This is a genomic window from Microcoleus sp. bin48.metabat.b7b8b9.023, assembly GCF_013299185.1.
Lineage (GTDB): Bacteria > Cyanobacteriota > Cyanobacteriia > Cyanobacteriales > Microcoleaceae > Microcoleus.
Genome location: NZ_JAAFKG010000051.1, coordinates 17,017 through 32,729 on the forward strand (window position 1 = coordinate 17,017; position 15,713 = coordinate 32,729).

Annotated in this window: 17 protein-coding genes; 11 read left to right on the forward strand and 6 right to left on the reverse strand. The window is 47.1% G+C overall.

All coding sequences use genetic code 11. From position 1 onward, the window contains the following. Positions 1 to 54: 54 nt before the first annotated feature. The 4 genes from QZW82_RS24210 to QZW82_RS24225 all read left to right on the forward strand — a co-directional run bounded on the left by QZW82_RS24210 (position 55) and on the right by QZW82_RS24225 (position 2,421). Positions 55 to 438 carry a hypothetical protein gene (locus tag QZW82_RS24210; protein ID WP_293154041.1) on the forward strand — a complete coding sequence of 128 codons (384 nt, stop codon included), beginning with the start codon at positions 55 to 57 and terminating at the stop codon, positions 436 to 438. Positions 439 to 459: 21 nt separating this feature from the next. Continuing rightward, a complete protein-coding gene (locus QZW82_RS24215) occupies positions 460 to 1,488 on the forward strand; it encodes a nucleotidyl transferase AbiEii/AbiGii toxin family protein (RefSeq protein WP_293154043.1) in 1,029 nt (342 codons plus the stop codon). Between the two features lie 124 nt (positions 1,489 to 1,612). Then, on the forward strand, positions 1,613 to 1,999 hold the full coding sequence (locus QZW82_RS24220; protein WP_293154046.1) for a DUF433 domain-containing protein: 387 nt from the start codon (positions 1,613 to 1,615) through the stop codon (positions 1,997 to 1,999). Then, on the forward strand, positions 1,996 to 2,421 hold the full coding sequence (locus QZW82_RS24225; protein ID WP_293154049.1) for a type II toxin-antitoxin system VapC family toxin: 426 nt from the start codon (positions 1,996 to 1,998) through the stop codon (positions 2,419 to 2,421). Before QZW82_RS24220 ends, QZW82_RS24225 begins: the two co-directional genes overlap by 4 nt. A 37-nt stretch (positions 2,422 to 2,458) precedes the next feature. Here QZW82_RS24225 and QZW82_RS24230 read toward each other — a convergent pair whose 3' ends face one another. The 6 genes from QZW82_RS24230 to QZW82_RS24255 form a co-directional block, all read right to left on the reverse strand. Beyond that, positions 2,459 to 2,845, reverse strand: coding sequence for a type II toxin-antitoxin system VapC family toxin (locus QZW82_RS24230; RefSeq protein ID WP_293154052.1), 387 nt, complete (start codon positions 2,843 to 2,845; stop codon positions 2,459 to 2,461). Continuing rightward, a complete protein-coding gene (locus tag QZW82_RS24235; protein ID WP_293154055.1) occupies positions 2,842 to 3,069 on the reverse strand; it encodes a DUF2281 domain-containing protein in 228 nt (75 codons plus the stop codon). Before QZW82_RS24235 ends, QZW82_RS24230 begins: the two co-directional genes overlap by 4 nt. A 50-nt stretch (positions 3,070 to 3,119) precedes the next feature. Continuing rightward, entirely contained in the window at positions 3,120 to 4,016 is an 897-nt protein-coding gene (locus QZW82_RS24240; RefSeq protein ID WP_293154058.1) for a type IIL restriction-modification enzyme MmeI, read from the reverse strand. Positions 4,017 to 4,197: 181 nt separating this feature from the next. After that, the gene (locus QZW82_RS24245; protein WP_293154061.1) at positions 4,198 to 6,543 is read right to left on the reverse strand and encodes a DNA methyltransferase; all 2,346 of its coding nucleotides are present in this window, start codon (positions 6,541 to 6,543) and stop codon (positions 4,198 to 4,200) included. A 140-nt stretch (positions 6,544 to 6,683) separates the two neighbouring features. Continuing rightward, positions 6,684 to 9,407, reverse strand: coding sequence for a cyanophycin synthetase (gene cphA, locus QZW82_RS24250; protein ID WP_293154064.1), 2,724 nt, complete (start codon positions 9,405 to 9,407; stop codon positions 6,684 to 6,686). Positions 9,408 to 9,747: 340 nt separating this feature from the next. Continuing rightward, the gene (locus tag QZW82_RS24255; RefSeq protein WP_293154067.1) at positions 9,748 to 10,641 is read right to left on the reverse strand and encodes a cyanophycinase; all 894 of its coding nucleotides are present in this window, start codon (positions 10,639 to 10,641) and stop codon (positions 9,748 to 9,750) included. A gap of 322 nt (positions 10,642 to 10,963) precedes the next feature. On the opposite strand from QZW82_RS24255, the gene trmD reads away from it, so the two are divergent. From trmD to QZW82_RS24290, 7 genes are all read left to right on the forward strand, one after another. Then, a complete protein-coding gene (gene trmD, locus QZW82_RS24260) occupies positions 10,964 to 11,638 on the forward strand; it encodes a tRNA (guanosine(37)-N1)-methyltransferase TrmD (protein ID WP_293154070.1) in 675 nt (224 codons plus the stop codon). A gap of 73 nt (positions 11,639 to 11,711) precedes the next feature. Beyond that, positions 11,712 to 13,088, forward strand: coding sequence for a DUF1517 domain-containing protein (locus QZW82_RS24265; protein WP_293154073.1), 1,377 nt, complete (start codon positions 11,712 to 11,714; stop codon positions 13,086 to 13,088). 439 nt (positions 13,089 to 13,527) lie between these two features. Continuing rightward, a complete protein-coding gene (locus QZW82_RS24270) occupies positions 13,528 to 13,794 on the forward strand; it encodes a hypothetical protein (RefSeq protein ID WP_293154076.1) in 267 nt (88 codons plus the stop codon). After that, positions 13,791 to 13,967: a hypothetical protein gene (locus QZW82_RS24275; protein WP_293154079.1), complete on the forward strand. Its 177-nt coding sequence runs from the start codon at positions 13,791 to 13,793 to the stop codon at positions 13,965 to 13,967. The genes QZW82_RS24270 and QZW82_RS24275 overlap by 4 nt, the downstream gene beginning before the upstream one ends. Before the next feature lie 93 nt (positions 13,968 to 14,060). After that, positions 14,061 to 14,540: a 2-C-methyl-D-erythritol 2,4-cyclodiphosphate synthase gene (ispF, locus tag QZW82_RS24280; RefSeq protein ID WP_293154082.1), complete on the forward strand. Its 480-nt coding sequence runs from the start codon at positions 14,061 to 14,063 to the stop codon at positions 14,538 to 14,540. Between the two features lie 44 nt (positions 14,541 to 14,584). Then, positions 14,585 to 15,103, forward strand: a complete 519-nt coding sequence (locus QZW82_RS24285) for a hypothetical protein (protein WP_293154084.1) — start codon at positions 14,585 to 14,587, stop codon at positions 15,101 to 15,103. A gap of 7 nt (positions 15,104 to 15,110) precedes the next feature. Continuing rightward, positions 15,111 to 15,683, forward strand: coding sequence for a PIN domain-containing protein (locus tag QZW82_RS24290; protein WP_293154137.1), 573 nt, complete (start codon positions 15,111 to 15,113; stop codon positions 15,681 to 15,683). The last annotated feature ends 30 nt before the right edge of the window (positions 15,684 to 15,713 follow it).

The window sequence follows — 15,713 nt, forward strand, 5'->3', positions numbered from 1 at the left end:
TAGGAATATTTAACCGCAGAGAGCGCAGAGAACACAGAGGAAGAGATGAGAGAGATGAATCATTATAAGTTAGCGATTCAGCAAGATATTATTGTGCAGCTTTTGGCACAGTTGACGGTTGACTATCAAAACACTAAATCAGAGCGCAAAGAGATAGCTCAGAACTATCTTGGTTCCGAGGAAGAGTTTTCTTTTCTGGAGGAGCTTGAGTTAGTGACAGTCAGTATTCGTGGTTATGCTAGTCAGATTGAGACTAGCGCAGGGGTTGAGAATCGCGAACAAGCGATCGCACATTTACATCAGCTTCGGGTGTTCGATCGTTCTGCGATCGCTCAGTTTTATGATGAGACGCGATCGGGCTATCTTCAAATGCGGTCTTATATCCGAATGCTAGACTATTTGCGACTGCTGGTGTTGGAGTATTTGCAAATGGAATAGAGAAGGAGTTTTGCAAAGAAGATGAACGATAAAGAACTAGCAACCGCATTTAAAATCCCCGCACAACTGCCATTTCTTGAGGCTATCTGCTGGCAAATTGCTAATGTCAAAAATCTGACTTTCCCGGAAATGCTATGTCGCTACGAATCAGGCTGGCATTATTGGGGAGTTTTGGGAGAACCCAACTCTGAGGAACTAATTTTTATTCAACAAATTAGCCAACACTATCAATCTTGGCTGGTAGCGGAACTCTTAAGCATTTGCCAGCCCCAAAAAACAGAAAAACGGGTAAATTTGCAACTAATGTTTAAGCGCAAAATTCATCAAAAAATATTAACTGTACTCAGCCACTTGAATGTCGAGTTTTTGCAGGAATGTCGTGCTTATTTTGGCGGCGGAACCCTGATAAGTATGGAACATGAGGAATATCGGTTAAGCCAGCATATTGACTTTATGTGTCCGATGGATGGTGGCTACAGTCTCCTGCGCCGAAAAGTGGCCGAAGCAGGCTATGATGCGATATTTGCTAATCGCGAGCGCATTTTTCTCCCCAACGATATTCAATCAAACCAATACGGGATCAGATTTCCAGTTATTGTGGATGGCACTACCATTAAATTCGAGATGGTTTGTGAAGGGCGAATTCAGTTTGGCGAACCAAATTATCCTAATTGGTCGCCTGTTCCTTGCTTGAATCAAATCGATAGTATAGCAGAAAAACTGTTAGCCAATGCCGATCGATGGCCGAGCGATCTAGTAAACTCTAGAGATTTAATTGACTTGGCAATTCAAAGGTTAGCGAGTCCGATTCCCCAAGAGGAGATCGACAAAGCTGAAGCAGCTTATCAAGTTATGAAACCGCTAAATCGAGCGATTCAGTATTTCCAAGAGCGTCCCGATTATCGGGAAAAATGCTATGATATTTTAAGTATTGCAGAACCCGATCGAGTTATTGACGGTATCGATTTATTAGCTCAGGATTTAGGTAGGAAAATCACAGTCAGGACATTTAGCGAGACTATTTCCCCATTCCCTGGCTCTTTGTCGTAATATCATGTCCGGTCGATTACCATAATAAAAAAGGTTCGTAATGAACCAAACAGTAATGAACGCGGGCGTCTTCTGTCCACTATGCTAAGATGAAGGCTGGTTTACATTTTTTGATGAGGTCGTTATGACCAGTTCGCTGTCTCCTACAAGCATTTCTCGCTATGTCACCCGCAATCCTGAAGTTTTGCAGGGGGAACCGATTATTGCAGGCACTCAAGTTACTGTACGGGATATTGTGGTGTTTTGGAAATCGGGAATAAAGCCTGACGAAATCCCACAGAAGTTACTGCAACTCGTAACGGCTGCTCAAGTGTTTGATGCGATTAGCTTTTATCTGGATAATCAGCCAGAAATTGACGATCGGATTGCTTGGTACGAGGCGCGTCCGATGTTGAATGTTTCGCCTCTTTTGAGATGCAATCCGTTGTTGAATGAAGTCACGGAATATGTTGCAGCCTATCGGCGCGATCGAAATGCCGATATCGATTTTCCTGAGTCTGAGACCCCATGACTCAATATATTCTCGATACCGACCATATCACACTGCTGCAACACTCTAATCCACTCATATTGCAACGTTTTGAAACTCTCCATACCAGCGATGTTGCTATTACTGTCATCAATGTTGAGGAATTGATTCAGGGCTGGTTCAATGCAATTCGTCAAGCTTCGCAACCCGGACAGAATCAACGCTTAACTTGGGCTTATGTGGGCTTGAGATCGGCTGTTAAATTTCTCAACGATTTTCTCGTTCTGGATTTTACCGAGTCAGCTTACGAGCAATATTTGACAATGCGCCATCAGGGAATACGAATTGGGACACAAGATTTGCGGATTGCGTCCATTGCTTTGGTTAATAACTCAATTTTAGTGACGCGAAATCGACAAGATTTTGCACAAGTCCCAGGACTGGTTTTGGAAGATTGGACATAACAACAATTCAGAGATCGCAGAGGAAGAATAGTCTAGTTTATACCCATAGTCTTTGAACAGCATAAGCATCAAACATTTCATCACGGCTGACTAAAACTAAAGAATGATTAATGGATTGGGCAATTAAAATGCGATCGAATGGATCGCGATGATGGAATGGTAGGTTGCGAACCCGTACAGTATCCGCAAATGAAATTGGCAGTAACAAGATGCCAGCAGCAGGTAACTGAGCTTCGATATCTGCATAGTCTGATTGCAGCGTCAGTTTACCAATGCTGATTTTGATGGCAATTTCCCAAAGACTGGCAATACTCAAATAGACTCTATCGGCGGATTCAATCTGCTCTTTCAATGCAACTGATAGGTTAGGAGCATTTTCTGAAAACCAAATAAAAGTGTGAGTATCGAGGAGCAATGCACTCATTCCATATACTCCTGGAAATCCTCTAATGGTGCATCAAAATCATCAGCAAGGGGTAAGACAAACGTGCCTTTCATCATCCCTGCTAGACGTTTCTTTTGAGGAGGATTTACGGCCACCTCATTATTTGCATATTTTGCCGCTAAGAATTCTACATAGTGCAAAACTTCCTGTTTCAGGGAATCTGGCAACTTGACTAAGGTTTCTAGGATTGTGGTTTCTAGCATTAGATCGCCTCTTGCTGGATAAAATTATGATAACAATTGCCAAGCAAAACTTACCGATCGCTTCCAACTTCTGCGAGATGCCAGAATATCATCCCATTTTCCGCATGACTGAGCAAAATCCCTAAATCTTCCAGGCTTTCTAGACAGTCGAGAATCACTTTTTGTTTGCGATTTGCGCCTTTGAAATGGGCGGTGACTTGGGCTGCTGTCCATTCGCCACTTTGGGTGCGGAATAAGTCGCGGATGGCGGAAAGTTGCTCTTTGAGGGTTTTGGGGAAGGGTTGTTGTTCGCTGGGAGTAATGGCGATTTCGGTTTCGGTTATGATACCTGCAAGGGATGGTTGGATGTAGGTTTCGCCGGGGGCTTGGTAGTCGGGGCGCAGCCAGCGAATTAGTCCGTTGCGTTCTTCTTCGGCGCGTTGGGCGTTGAGGGTGACGAGGTTTTCGAGGATTTGGTCGTCGGTAAGGGTTGTTTCCCAACCGTAGGCGGCAAATACGGCGGTGTCCAGTTCGTCGTGGATTTGTTTGAGGGTGGAGACTAGGGCTTTTTGGTTGAAGGCTTTGTCTTTGTCGTCGAGGGGTTCGGCTTTGCGGAGTTTTTCGAGGAGGTTGTACATCCCGGTGATGGTGACTTCGGGATGAGTCACTTGGACTCGTTTGCGGTGGCTGTCGAGGCGTTCTCCGAGTTCTCGGATGGTTTGTTTTTGGGTGTCGGTTGCGTCAGGGAAAGGGAAGGGGTCGAAGCATTTTGTCTTGACATATACTGGATCGTTCCCTATACCCAGCCATCCGCCCGTTGCCAGCGCCCAAGTTACATGAATTCTGCTAGACATAACACCTAGAAAATAAGCATCATCAAGAGCGATCGCAATCAATTTGTTGTCCGGTATTACCTCAGCGGACAGGAAGAGAAATACTCTATGCTTCGCAGTCTCTACTGTAGCCATGTAACGCTGTAGTCCCTTTAGTGCTGGTCGAAGTTCAGTTCTTGGACGACCAAATATCCACCAGTTTTCTCGAAGGCTCTTATCACGGTTAGTATCTCGTTCAGGTTTAACTTTATCCAACACCCATTGGAATGCTTTTGGATATAGTTCTTGAGCTTTATCAGCTTTTAAGCCAAATAAATTAATGACGCATATTGCGAGAACGTTGCATAAAGTCTCGTCCATTGATGTATGGAAAAAGAACCTCAGACTCAATCTCTCCAAAGTCAGATTTATCGACAATGAACCCGGAACTAAATAGCATAACACCGCGACTGGAAAGCCTATCATTAGCCAGGAGTGGTTGAGATTGAGTTAAATCAGAACCAGCTTTAAGGTTACTAAAAATTAGCCCTACATTCTGCAACTGCACTTCAACTTGCTCTGCTGAGTCTTCCGGTGTCTCTCCTTCACTCTCAGCAACTACTGTACCAAAGTTGGCAATCCTTACAGGCTTTTTGAGGTCATCTAATTCACCTGCTGTAATTGCAATTCTGACTGCTGCCCCTCCATCAATCCAAGGGTGATCGGGAATAGCAAAAATTAATCTGGTTGAACTCTTTTGCGTAAAATGAAACTCCAGAACTTTCCGCTGCCGAACTTGGCGAATACTGTTTGTGGTAATAAACCCAAAGCGTTTAATTTTGCTCGCTCTAGTTAGTTCTGCTGCCTTGTGCCACCAATACATCACAAAATCAACAGTATCGGGTACATCTTTATAAACTTTCCGCAACGCTTCTGCATATCCATCCCCTAACATTTCGCGCATTCTCGCATTGCCAATAAACGGCGGATTCGACACAATATAATCAGCCTCCTGCCACTCGGCCGCCCTTGGATTCAAATACTGATAAATCGTTACTTGGTTTGTCGGATCGGGAATATCCTCCCCCGTCACCGGACTTTTCATCATCCGCCCGCCCCAGCGAGTTCTCACCTTCCCCGTCGCATCCACATCCGGTTCCCTCGCGTCATAGGCCAACACCGCATCCCGGCATTCAATATTGTTGTACTCCCGCAACACAGGTTCGATCGGCGGAATGTCGCCAAACCGCCGAAAATGCCACTGCAAATAACCAATCCAAATCACCAAATCCGCGATCGCCGCCGCCCTCGGATTGAGCTCAATTCCCAAAAACTGACTGGGATTAACTTGGGCAATATCTAACCGTAACTGCGCCGATCCGGTGACATCCTCCAAGCGCCGCAACACCTCCGACTCCAACCCCTTCAACAAATCCAATGTCACATACAAAAAATTCCCCGATCCGCACGCCGGATCGAGAATTTTCACCTGTTGTAACTCCGTCAGAAATGCCTCTAAAACCGCGATCGCCTTTTTTCTTTGATTCGCAGTCGGTTCCGATTCCCCCGCGTTGAGCAACTGTTTAACCTCCGCTTGTACCGCAATCCAGCGATCGCCCAAAGGCTCCATCACCACAGGCTTTACCAACCGTTCCACATACGATCGCGGCGTATAATGCGCCCCCAACTTACTCCTCTCCCGTGCATCCAGCGCCCTTTCCAACAAAGTCCCAAAAATCGCAGGTTCCACATTGCACCAATCCCGCTTCGCCGCCTGTAACAACACTTCTAACTGCGCCTTTGTCAGCGCAAACGCCTGGGACTCCGCAAACAATCCGCCATTAAACCGCAACAGTTGGCCGTGAAAGCCAAAACTCGTCCCCTCGTTCATCGCCTCCCACAGCGCCTCTACCTCCGGCTTAAACGTCTTCGGATTGAGAATCCATCGCGTTTCCAGCGCCTGCGTAAACAGATGTTCCTTCAACAAACCCACATCCTCAGCAAACATGGTGAAAATACAGCGCATCAAAAACTGGGCGACTTGCTGCGGATCGACATTCGCCTCCATCCGCTTCGCCAACTCTGCCAAATCGGCGGCCACTTCCCGCGTCACCCGCGCCGCAATTTTCTCAGGGTTGCGCTGCTGTGGATTGCTAAAAATATCGACAAACAAATCGAATACATCTGCCTTTCGCAACTCCGCCAATCCAATTTCTCGCCGCGCCCCATAGCCGCCGTAATCGCCGCTAAAACCCATCCACAATTCAAAATGGTCGCCAATATCGCAAGTCAATAAAAACGGCGGCTTGCTGCTGAGATTTCGCGTATAAGCAACGGCTTGCACGAAGGCTTTTTCCATTTCCCGCAAATAGGTATTGGTTCCGCGTTTTGCAGTTCCTTTTTTACTTGTAGTTCCGCCCTGTTTAGCTTCGATTAAAAAGTGTTCGGCTTTGTAAAAATCCACAAACCCCGAAGTTACTTTACCGCTGGGATGAAAGATTTTGAGATCTTTATCAAAGCAGTAGGGATCGTTGGGAATTCTGCCTTTATCGCAAGGGCGATCGACTCCCAGCGCATCGCACATTTCCGCAAAAAACAACTGGTAGTTTGCGCGTTCATTGCCGCTAGAACCTGCCCAGCGCGTGATGAATGTTTCGACTCTGGTGCGATCGTCCTCATTCATGCTTCAACCCTGCTGCTTCATTTTTCCTTATTCTATACTGCGATCGGTGGGTAAAGATTATATGCAGCAGGAACCTCAAAAAAATAGGTTGGGTTTAACATAAGTAAACCCAACCTATTAATTTAATGAGATTTAAGAGTTTAGCCTTGATTCACCACCGAAGGTTTTAAACTGTCCCGCGACTCGGGAGAGTTAACTAAACTGCTTTGACTTACCACAGATTCCTTAATCGGCTTCCGGGCTTCAATCAAAGTCAGAGCTTTCGTGACACCTTCGGGTAAAATCACCACCAAACTGCCTGCTGGTGCTTGATCTAAAGCCTGGTTAACAGCAATTGTCTCGTCGAGAATCAACTCGTATTCAACTTTAGACTTGTCTGGGGTGCGTGCGGCAATAGCCTCCGCAATCCCTTGGCAAATTAACTTAGCCACCACACCGGGATCTCGGCCACGTCTGTCAAGATCTTCTTTGACAATAATCCGATCGAACATATCGGCAGAAAGTTTGCCCAAGGTGACAAAATCTTCATCTCGTCTATCCCCCGGCGCGCCAACTACCCCGATCCGCATTCCATCCCAATTCTGCACAAAACTACCCAAAGCTTTGTAGCTGTGCGGGTTGTGGGCGTAGTCCAGCAAGGCGTGATAGCTGCCCAAATTAAACAGGTTCATCCGTCCGGGAGTTTGGCCAACCGATGCTTGGAAGCTTGACAAAGCAGTCCTAATATCTTCTATTTTCACTCCCTGAGCAAAAGCCGCCAAACAAGCCGCTAAAGCATTGGCAATCATAAACGGCGCGCGCCCGCCCATCGTCAGCGGTACGTTCACAGCCTGCTCAATTCTCAGCGTCCAATCGCCTTTGAGGATAGACAAGTAGCCGTTTTCGTAAATTGCTGCCAGCCCGCCCGCAGCGGTGTGTTTGGCAACCAATTCGTTGTCTGGGTTCATTGAAAAATATGCAATTTGAGCCTTGACACGCTGCGCCATTTGTGATACTAGCGGGTCGTCTGCATTCAAAACTGCATAGCCTTTGGGCATTACTGACTCGACGAGGACGCTCTTGAGTTTGGCTAGTTGTTCCACGGTGTCGATGTCGCCGATTCCCAAGTGATCCGCCGCGACGTTCAAGACGACGCCGACATCGCACTGATCGAAGCCCAAGCCCGATCGCAAAATTCCGCCTCTAGCCGTTTCCAGCACCGCCACTTCCACGGTGGGATCGGACAAAATCAAATGAGCGCTTTGCGGCCCGGTATTATCTCCGCTTTCGACTAAATATTCGCCGATGTAAGTGCCGTCGGTAGTCGTGTAGCCGGTAATTTGACCGGTTTGCTTGACGATGTGGGCCAGCAGGCGAGTGGTTGTAGTTTTACCGTTGGTTCCCGTCACCGCTAAAATCGGCACTCGGGTGGGTTGAGGCGAGGGGAACAGCATATCGAATACTGCGCCGGCGACGTTGCGGGGCAAACCCTGGCTCGGGGCGACGTGCATTCTGAAACCGGGTGCTGCGTTGACTTCGACGATGACGCCGTTGACATCGCGCAGCGGTACGGAAATATCGTCTGTTACTACGTCAATGCCGGCGATGTCTAAACCGATGATTTTGGCGACTCGGGAAAATAGCCAGACGTTTTCGGGGTGAATTTCGTCGGTGCGATCGACTGCAATGCCACCGGTACTCAAGTTTGCTGTCGCGCGCAAGAATACTCTTTCGCCGGCCGGCAATACCGAGTCCATCGCGTAGCCTTGTTTTTGCAGCAAATCGAGGGTCAATTTGTCGATCGTAATTCGGGTGAGCACGTTGTCGTGTCCGTCTCCCCGCTGCGGATCGCGGTTTACTTCTTCAACGAGCTGTTCTACTGTAGACTTGCCATCTCCCACAACGTTAGCGGGGACTCGTTCGGCGACTGCTACGACTTGTCCGTTGACTACTAATACTCTGTGGTCGCGCCCGGTGTAGTAGCGCTCGACAATCACACTCTTGGTTTTTGAGGCATTGCTGGCTAAATCGTAGGCTTCTTCTGCTACTTCCCAGGAGTTGATGTCGATCGTAATTCCGCGGCCGTGGTTGCCGTCTAGCGGTTTGAGGACGATCGGATAACCGCCCACATCTTCTATTGCTCCTTCCAGTTCGTCTAAATAATTAATCACCGTCCCTCTGGGAACCGGTACGCCAGCAGCCCCGAGGATATTTTTGGTACCTTCCTTATCGCAGGCTAGTTCTACCCCCAAAACTCCCGTGCGGTTGCTGAGAGTTGCCTGAATCCGCTTTTGGTGCACCCCGTAACCGAGCTGAATCATAAACCGGGCGCTCAAAGGTATCCAGGGAATGCCCCGCGCTTCTGCTTCCTTGATCAGTGTTTCGGTACTCGGGCCCAGGGCCGCCGACAAAGCAAACTCTCTGAGATCTCTCAAATCTTGGGCTAATTCCGCTGCTGGATAGCTTCCAGTATCGGCAATGCTCTGGCACATCCGCACGCCCGCCCGGGTGGCATAGCGACCTGCTTGTTCGTTTTGATACTCGATTACTACTTGGTAAATGCCTGGGGTAGCAGTCTCGCGGGTGCGACCAAACCCGACCGGCATTCCTGCCATTTCCTGAAGTTCTAGGGCTACGTGTTCGATGACGTGTCCCATCATTGTGCCTTCTCTGACCCGTTGCAGGAAGCCTCCCTGATGGCCGGGCGAACAGTGATGGTCGTCCAAACTCGGGAGTGTGGCGGTCAACCCTTCGTAGAAGCCAGGAATTTCAGATGTGGTTTTATCTGCCAACTCCTCTAAATCCAGACGCATGAGGACGAGTTTGTGGCGTCTGATGCTCCAGTAGTTGGGGCCGCGTAACGTCTGGATTTTAAGTATTTTCATGACTGTCAGAGGGGTATGGGTCGCTAAATCTTATAGGTAATTGCAGCATTTATTCAATTTGGAGCTAGATTGCTCGATCGACTGTTCGCTGCGAACAGTTTTGCATTGAATTTCCAGTTATAGGCAGCCAGCGAAAGAAAATTAATGCCCCAGCGATCGGCTAGAAACAAGTGCAGGTCAAGGGCAGGAACAAACTAGAAGCCAGAAGGTAGAATAAGACTGTGATTCTACCTTCTGGTGTCAGCCCGTCGCTGCTTTGGAATACATCCTTCTGTTGTATCTTTGATTGGGCCCAAATGCCGCATACTTTCTGCCCGATCGATGACTCTGATATTCTGCGTTAGTTTGCTGTGCGGCATTCCAAAGGCCAGCCAGACTCGGAACAGGCTGCCGATGGCATTGGTTTGCCTAGGGGCATATTGTAGCAATCTCCGTGACACAAGACGTGCAAGCGCATATTGAACAGACTTAAGGGTTCTGTCGCTGCTACCATTGCCTCGTTGGTATAAAAATTATCCCTAGAATCAACAATAGTCACCGTGCCTTTACCTAGAACCTTCATAGTATCGTCTCCCTCAAACAAAGCGCAGGTATCTTCGTCAATACCAATAGCGATGCGATCGGGATGGCAAGCAACAGCCGACAACAAGCGAGCCATGCGGTTGCGGTTGTGAAAATGCTGGTCTACGATGATATCGGGAATAATGTTAAGTCCGTTTGCCATGTCTACCAAAGAGCGGTTGGGTGACGCGCCGCTTCCGCCACCTGCAATCATGTGATATCCCATCACCGCAGCACCCGCACTGGTACCGGCGAGGGTAATCTTCCCTTCCAGAGTATATTCGCGAATTTTTTCCATCAGCGGAGTGTCCGCCAGCAGCCCGCAGAGCCGCAGTTGGTCGCCACCTGTGATGAATACGCCCGTACAGTCTTCCAAGTAATCTTTCCAGACGGGGTTTTCGCCTTGTTCGCGTTCGCGGATGTCAATGACTTTGACGGCGCTCACGCCCATTTCGTCAAATATGGTGCGATAGCGGTTGCTAATTCCTTCGGGATCTCGGGAAGCGCAGGGAACGATCGCCAGCCGAGCGTTTGTACCCCCAGCACGGCAAAAAAAGGTATTCAGAATCTCTCGCCCGTGAACCTTGTCTTCGGCTCCTCCGATGACCATAATCGAGGTTTTCGTGCGCTGGGAAAGATTGTGTTCTAGGGCTTGAGATGTCAACTGCTGCATGGTGTGTCTTCCTCTGTGAGATGTGAAATTAAATTTTGCCGTGCCTGTGAGTACAATGGGGCTTTTTAAGAGTAAATATTTTTTGGTGCGAGTAAGGTGCCATCGCGCGATCGCGCAGTTGTTTAAGGGCGATTTTACAAAAGTCACCGTCCTGAGAACAGATGATTGTTGTACAAAATCGGCTCGCGGACAAAGGAAGAGAATTTAAGTGGCAAAAATTCTCAGAAATTATAAGAAATTATAAAGAATAAAGCAATTACTGAAAACCGATCGGCCTCTCCGGGTCAAACTAGAGGTGATGTATCAATAAATTCCAATAATTGTGCGATTTGACGTTGTTACCCTGTTTCCAGAATTTTTCCTGGCTCCCCTAGCGTCGGGACTCATGGGCAAAGCCTTAGCTAAAAATATTGCTGAGGTAAATTTTGTCAATCCCCGCCATTTTACCACAGACAAGCACCAGCGAGTCGATGACGAACCTTACGGGGGCGGAGTGGGGATGCTGATGAAGCCGGAACCAATTTTTGCTGCGGTGGAATCGCTACCGGTTTTGCCGAGGCGGGAGGTGATTTTGCTGACTCCCCAGGGCGAACCGATGCAGCAGCCGATGTTTCGGGAGTTCGCCACCGGGCGCGATCAGTTGGTGTTGATTTGCGGTCATTATGAGGGTGTGGACGATCGAGTGCTGCACTTGGTAACTCGCGAGGTGTCTCTAGGCGATTTTGTGCTCACAGGCGGCGAAATTCCGGCCTTGGCTTTGATTAATGGGGTTTTGCGATTGTTGCGGGGAACTGTGGCGAAGGAAGATTCGCTGAAATTTGAGAGTTTTGAAGACGGACTTTTGGACTATCCGCAGTACACTCGGCCGGCCGATTTTCGGGGATTGAAGGTGCCCGACGTGTTGCTATCTGGTAATCACGCAGAAATTGCTCGCTGGCGCAAAGAACAGCAAATTGAAAGAACTCGATCGCGCCGCCCGGATTTGCTAGCGGATTAATTAACTGTAGGCTGTGGGCTGTGGGCTGTTGACATTTTTGATTTAACACTTCTGATTTTTTCCCAGAGAATTTATGCTGAAAAATCAACTTTTGTGCTGTTGGGCGATCGCCTTTTTCCTCGCGGGTGAAGTTACTCTAAATTTAACTCCCAGCAGCGGTGGCAAATGGTTAAATATTAACCAGGAAGCTTTGGCCAGAAGCAGCGGCGGCAGCAGTGGAGGAAGTAGTGGCGGGCGATCGAGTTCTTCTAGTTCTTCTTCCAGTTCTTCTTCCAGTTCCAGCCGTTCTAGTTCTTCTACTTCTTCTACTTCTTCTACTTCCAGTAACAGCCGATCGAATAGTGCTGCTAGCTCCAGTCCCAGCCGCCCCAGCAACAGCGGCAACACTGGGGGAAGAGTTCGCAGCGGCTCTTTTGACAAGCCCGCCGCACCTGCACCTGTCGCCGCACCTAACCCTCCGATTCCGCCACAATCTAGCAATAACAGAACTGTAATTATCCAGCAGCGCACCTACAATTCAGGGCCGAGTTATGTAGTTCCTTACAATTCCGGTAACGGTCAACAAAATACAGGTTCCAACCAACAGCCCGCAAGTAATCCAGCACCAGTTACCACTGACAATAATTCGGGCGACAGCGATACCAGTTCGCCATCTTCAGACACTCTCGATAACAGTCAGCAAAATATCGGTTCAGAGCAACAACCAGCCGTCAATGCACCAGCACCAATTACCACTGATAATAACTCGAATAGCCCTCCGAGTTCGGAATCTGATGATGATTGGAAAATTGTAGTGTTTTGGCTGTTTGTTGCTGGAGGTTGCGTTGCGTTAATAGCCTACTGTATTTACTATTATCGACAACACCCTGCCAAAGAATCTAAGAAACACATTTTTGCAGTCACTAAGTTGCAAATTGTCATGTTAGCAGAAGCTCGCGAAGTCCCAAGTCAGTTAACTGAATTGACGTTAAATTATGATACAACAAATGCGAGTCAACGTGCGGAGTTTTTGCAAGAATCTGTCTTGATTGTGTTGAGGAATCTGGAAAATTGGACTCACGTTTGTGCGAATTCTCAGATAGTCGAAAGTCGAGAAAAAGCAACGCAAATATTCAATCAAATTTCCATCCAAGAACGCAGCAAATTAAGTGTGGAAACTTTGAGTATGGTGAATGGCGATATCCGTCACAGACAGTCTGTTAGTGCTGGCGACGAAGAGCCTGGAGAGTATATTGCAGTCACGTTTTTGATAGGAACAGAGGATAGCCGACCTCTGTTTGGAGACATTCGCGATGTTGCAAAGTTGAAAGCAGTGTTAGAAAAATCGGCGGCTACTCCTGCCCAGAATCTACTGGTTTTAGAGGTGATTTGGAGTCCGCAGCAGGAAACCGATAGTTTGACGGGCGATGATTTGTTGGGTGCTTATCCGGATTTGATTCGGGTTGCTTGACGACCCAGGGCTCAGCTAGCGTTTTAGTTTGGCAATTTTTTGGTGTTTTGGGCGATCGCTCTTTTGGTTGATATTTGTTAGGATTTTACGAGCAAATAGTCAATTCGTACAAGCCTGGATTTTGCGGACTGAAGTCCTCACTACAAACCTGGATTTTGCGGACTGAAGTCCTCACTACAAACCTGGATTTTGCGGACTGAAGTCCTCACTACAAACCTGGATTTTGCGGACTGAAGTCCTCACTACAAACCTGGATTTTGCGGACTGAAGTCCTCACTACAAACCTGGATTTTGCGGACTGAAGTCCTCACTACAAACCTGGATTTTGCGGACTGAAGTCCTCACTACAAACCTGGATTTTGCGGACTGAAGTCCTCACTACAAACCTGTTGGAAGTTGTTAAACTAAAGATTATACAATTAACTTAATTTATTTTTGGTTGCGATCGCCCGAACTGGCCGTAGCAAGAGTAGCCCGACGAGTAGCTAGCGGCGGTCATTCTATCCCAGAAGATGTCATCCGCCGCCGCTATGACAGAGGCAGAAAAAATCTGCTATCTTTGTATTTACCATTATGTGATGGGTGGATGGTCTACGATAGCTCAGAAAATTATCCAATGTTGGTCGCTGAACAGATAATTAATCGGCAACAACCCATCATTCATAACAGTGGGATTTGGAATCAAATTAGTGATGAATTAAGATGAACGAACAAGAAATGATTGCTTTACACAAAAAAATTGATGCTGGAGTTAAAGCGGCCGTGGCAGCAGCTATAGAAAGACACCGTAAATTAGGTGAATCTATTGCTGTTTGGCAAGATGGGAAAGTAGTAATTTTAACAGCCGATCGCATTTCTCCAATATCTGCCGAAAAATAAAAAAGGTCGATCGCCCAAAAAACTTACTCATCTCCACGCAGACTGTGAAATAATTGTCTGCTGTCTGCATTTGACAAACATCTACTTTTTTACATGAACATCCGCATCGGTAACGGTTACGACATTCACTGCTTAGTTCCAGAACGCCCCTTGATCCTCGGTGGCGTCCACATTCCCCACGAATTAGGCCTATTAGGACACAGCGATGCAGACGTACTCACCCACGCGATTATGGACGCGATGCTGGGAGCTCTGTGTTTGGGAGATATCGGCCTCTATTTCCCGCCAACTGACCCAAAATGGAAAGGTGCAGACAGTCTCGTGTTGCTGGCACAAGTCAATCAGTTAATATTAGATAAAGGCTGGGAAATTGGCAATATTGACTCGGTGGTTGTGGCCGAACGTCCGAAGCTGAAACCGCATATTAAGCAAATGTGCGATCGCCTTTCTGCTGTTCTACAATTAAAACCAGACCAAGTTGCCATCAAAGCTACTACCAACGAAAAGTTAGGGCCCGTGGGGAGAGAGGAAGGAATTGCAGCCTATGCTGTAGTTTTGCTGGGCAAAAAATAGTTTTCAGGTTCTGACGATTGTCAACCGATTTAGGAGTCAAATCTATGCTTGCCACAAACTTGGAAATCGAAATGCCGATCGACGTTGATATTATCGCATTAGATAAAGACGATCGGGTAGTCATGCTGATTGAAGTCAAAATTATTCAAGCTCAAGAACCAGCAGCCAAGCAAAAGATTGCTGACTACATGATATCTTGGATGAAAGCTGTGTTAGCCAAGATGTCGGAGCAGCGCACCATAATTCCCTATGCTATGTTTGTTGACACCGAACAAATTCAGATTTTCAAATGGGACGGAGTAAATTTATCTGAACCTGTTTGTTCTCTAAACACTGGTGAGATACTTCGCAATTATGAGCCGGAATTTCACAACAAGCGGATATTTAAGCGATACCTAACAAGATTGATTGAAGCATGGCTGCGCGACTTAGCTTATAATTGGAAGTCTGAGATTCCAACTGCGTCAGAACAGATAGAACAAATCGGTTTGCTGCCACTGCTAGCAGGTGGAACTACAAAATCAGGAGTAGAAATTGGTGGCAATTTTATATATCGAGACTAACTTTTTGATGAGCATTGCTACAGGACGCGACCCTGATGCTAACAACTTGTTGTTAAGTGTACCGACATCAGTCAACATAGCAATACCAGATATTTGCTGCATGGAAGCACTATCAGCTTTAGAAGACGAGATCAAGCGACGCAACCGTTTTTTCGGTGAAATGCAAAAACAAATCAGTCAGCTAAAGCGAGATAAAACTTCAGCATCTGCCCAGTCTCTTGTCTTCCACTTAGAGGAAGCCCTTACCGAGAATGAGGGGCTGCTCAATGATATTAATGCACGTCTTTTTAATGCTCTTGATTTGTTGGTTGCCAAGGTAGAAATGATCCAATTAACAGCGCAAATACTTCGAGAAAATTTGGATTCAATTTTTATTGAAGAAGACCCGACAGACAATTTAATTCTCAACTGCATTTTGAACCATGCACACTTACAACCTAATCAAGTTAAGGTATTTTTGAGCAATAATACAAAGGAATTTGGTCTGCCATCAGTTCAAGATGCTTTGCGGGAAGTAGGGATAACCAAGTATTTTTCGCGTACTGAAGACTTTCTAGGGTGGTTGCAATCTCAGTCGTAGTTGGACGGAAATGGTATATTTAAAAGCTAT

Excerpts from the sequence above, each read along its gene's own strand:
- QZW82_RS24210 (WP_293154041.1), top strand. The coding sequence starts at position 55 with ATGAATCATTATAAGTTAGCGATTCAGCAAGATATTATTGTGCAGCTT.
- QZW82_RS24215 (WP_293154043.1), top strand. The coding sequence starts at position 460 with ATGAACGATAAAGAACTAGCAACCGCATTTAAAATCCCCGCACAACTG.
- QZW82_RS24220 (WP_293154046.1), top strand. The coding sequence starts at position 1,613 with ATGACCAGTTCGCTGTCTCCTACAAGCATTTCTCGCTATGTCACCCGC.
- QZW82_RS24225 (WP_293154049.1), top strand. The coding sequence starts at position 1,996 with ATGACTCAATATATTCTCGATACCGACCATATCACACTGCTGCAACAC.
- QZW82_RS24230 (WP_293154052.1), bottom strand. The coding sequence starts at position 2,845 with ATGAGTGCATTGCTCCTCGATACTCACACTTTTATTTGGTTTTCAGAA.
- QZW82_RS24235 (WP_293154055.1), bottom strand. The coding sequence starts at position 3,069 with ATGCTAGAAACCACAATCCTAGAAACCTTAGTCAAGTTGCCAGATTCC.
- QZW82_RS24240 (WP_293154058.1), bottom strand. The coding sequence starts at position 4,016 with ATGGCTACAGTAGAGACTGCGAAGCATAGAGTATTTCTCTTCCTGTCC.
- QZW82_RS24245 (WP_293154061.1), bottom strand. The coding sequence starts at position 6,543 with ATGAATGAGGACGATCGCACCAGAGTCGAAACATTCATCACGCGCTGG.
- cphA (WP_293154064.1), bottom strand. The coding sequence starts at position 9,407 with ATGAAAATACTTAAAATCCAGACGTTACGCGGCCCCAACTACTGGAGC.
- QZW82_RS24255 (WP_293154067.1), bottom strand. The coding sequence starts at position 10,641 with ATGCAGCAGTTGACATCTCAAGCCCTAGAACACAATCTTTCCCAGCGC.
- QZW82_RS24265 (WP_293154073.1), top strand. The coding sequence starts at position 11,712 with ATGCTGAAAAATCAACTTTTGTGCTGTTGGGCGATCGCCTTTTTCCTC.
- QZW82_RS24275 (WP_293154079.1), top strand. The coding sequence starts at position 13,791 with ATGAACGAACAAGAAATGATTGCTTTACACAAAAAAATTGATGCTGGA.
- ispF (WP_293154082.1), top strand. The coding sequence starts at position 14,061 with ATGAACATCCGCATCGGTAACGGTTACGACATTCACTGCTTAGTTCCA.
- QZW82_RS24285 (WP_293154084.1), top strand. The coding sequence starts at position 14,585 with ATGCTTGCCACAAACTTGGAAATCGAAATGCCGATCGACGTTGATATT.
- QZW82_RS24290 (WP_293154137.1), top strand. The coding sequence starts at position 15,111 with ATGAGCATTGCTACAGGACGCGACCCTGATGCTAACAACTTGTTGTTA.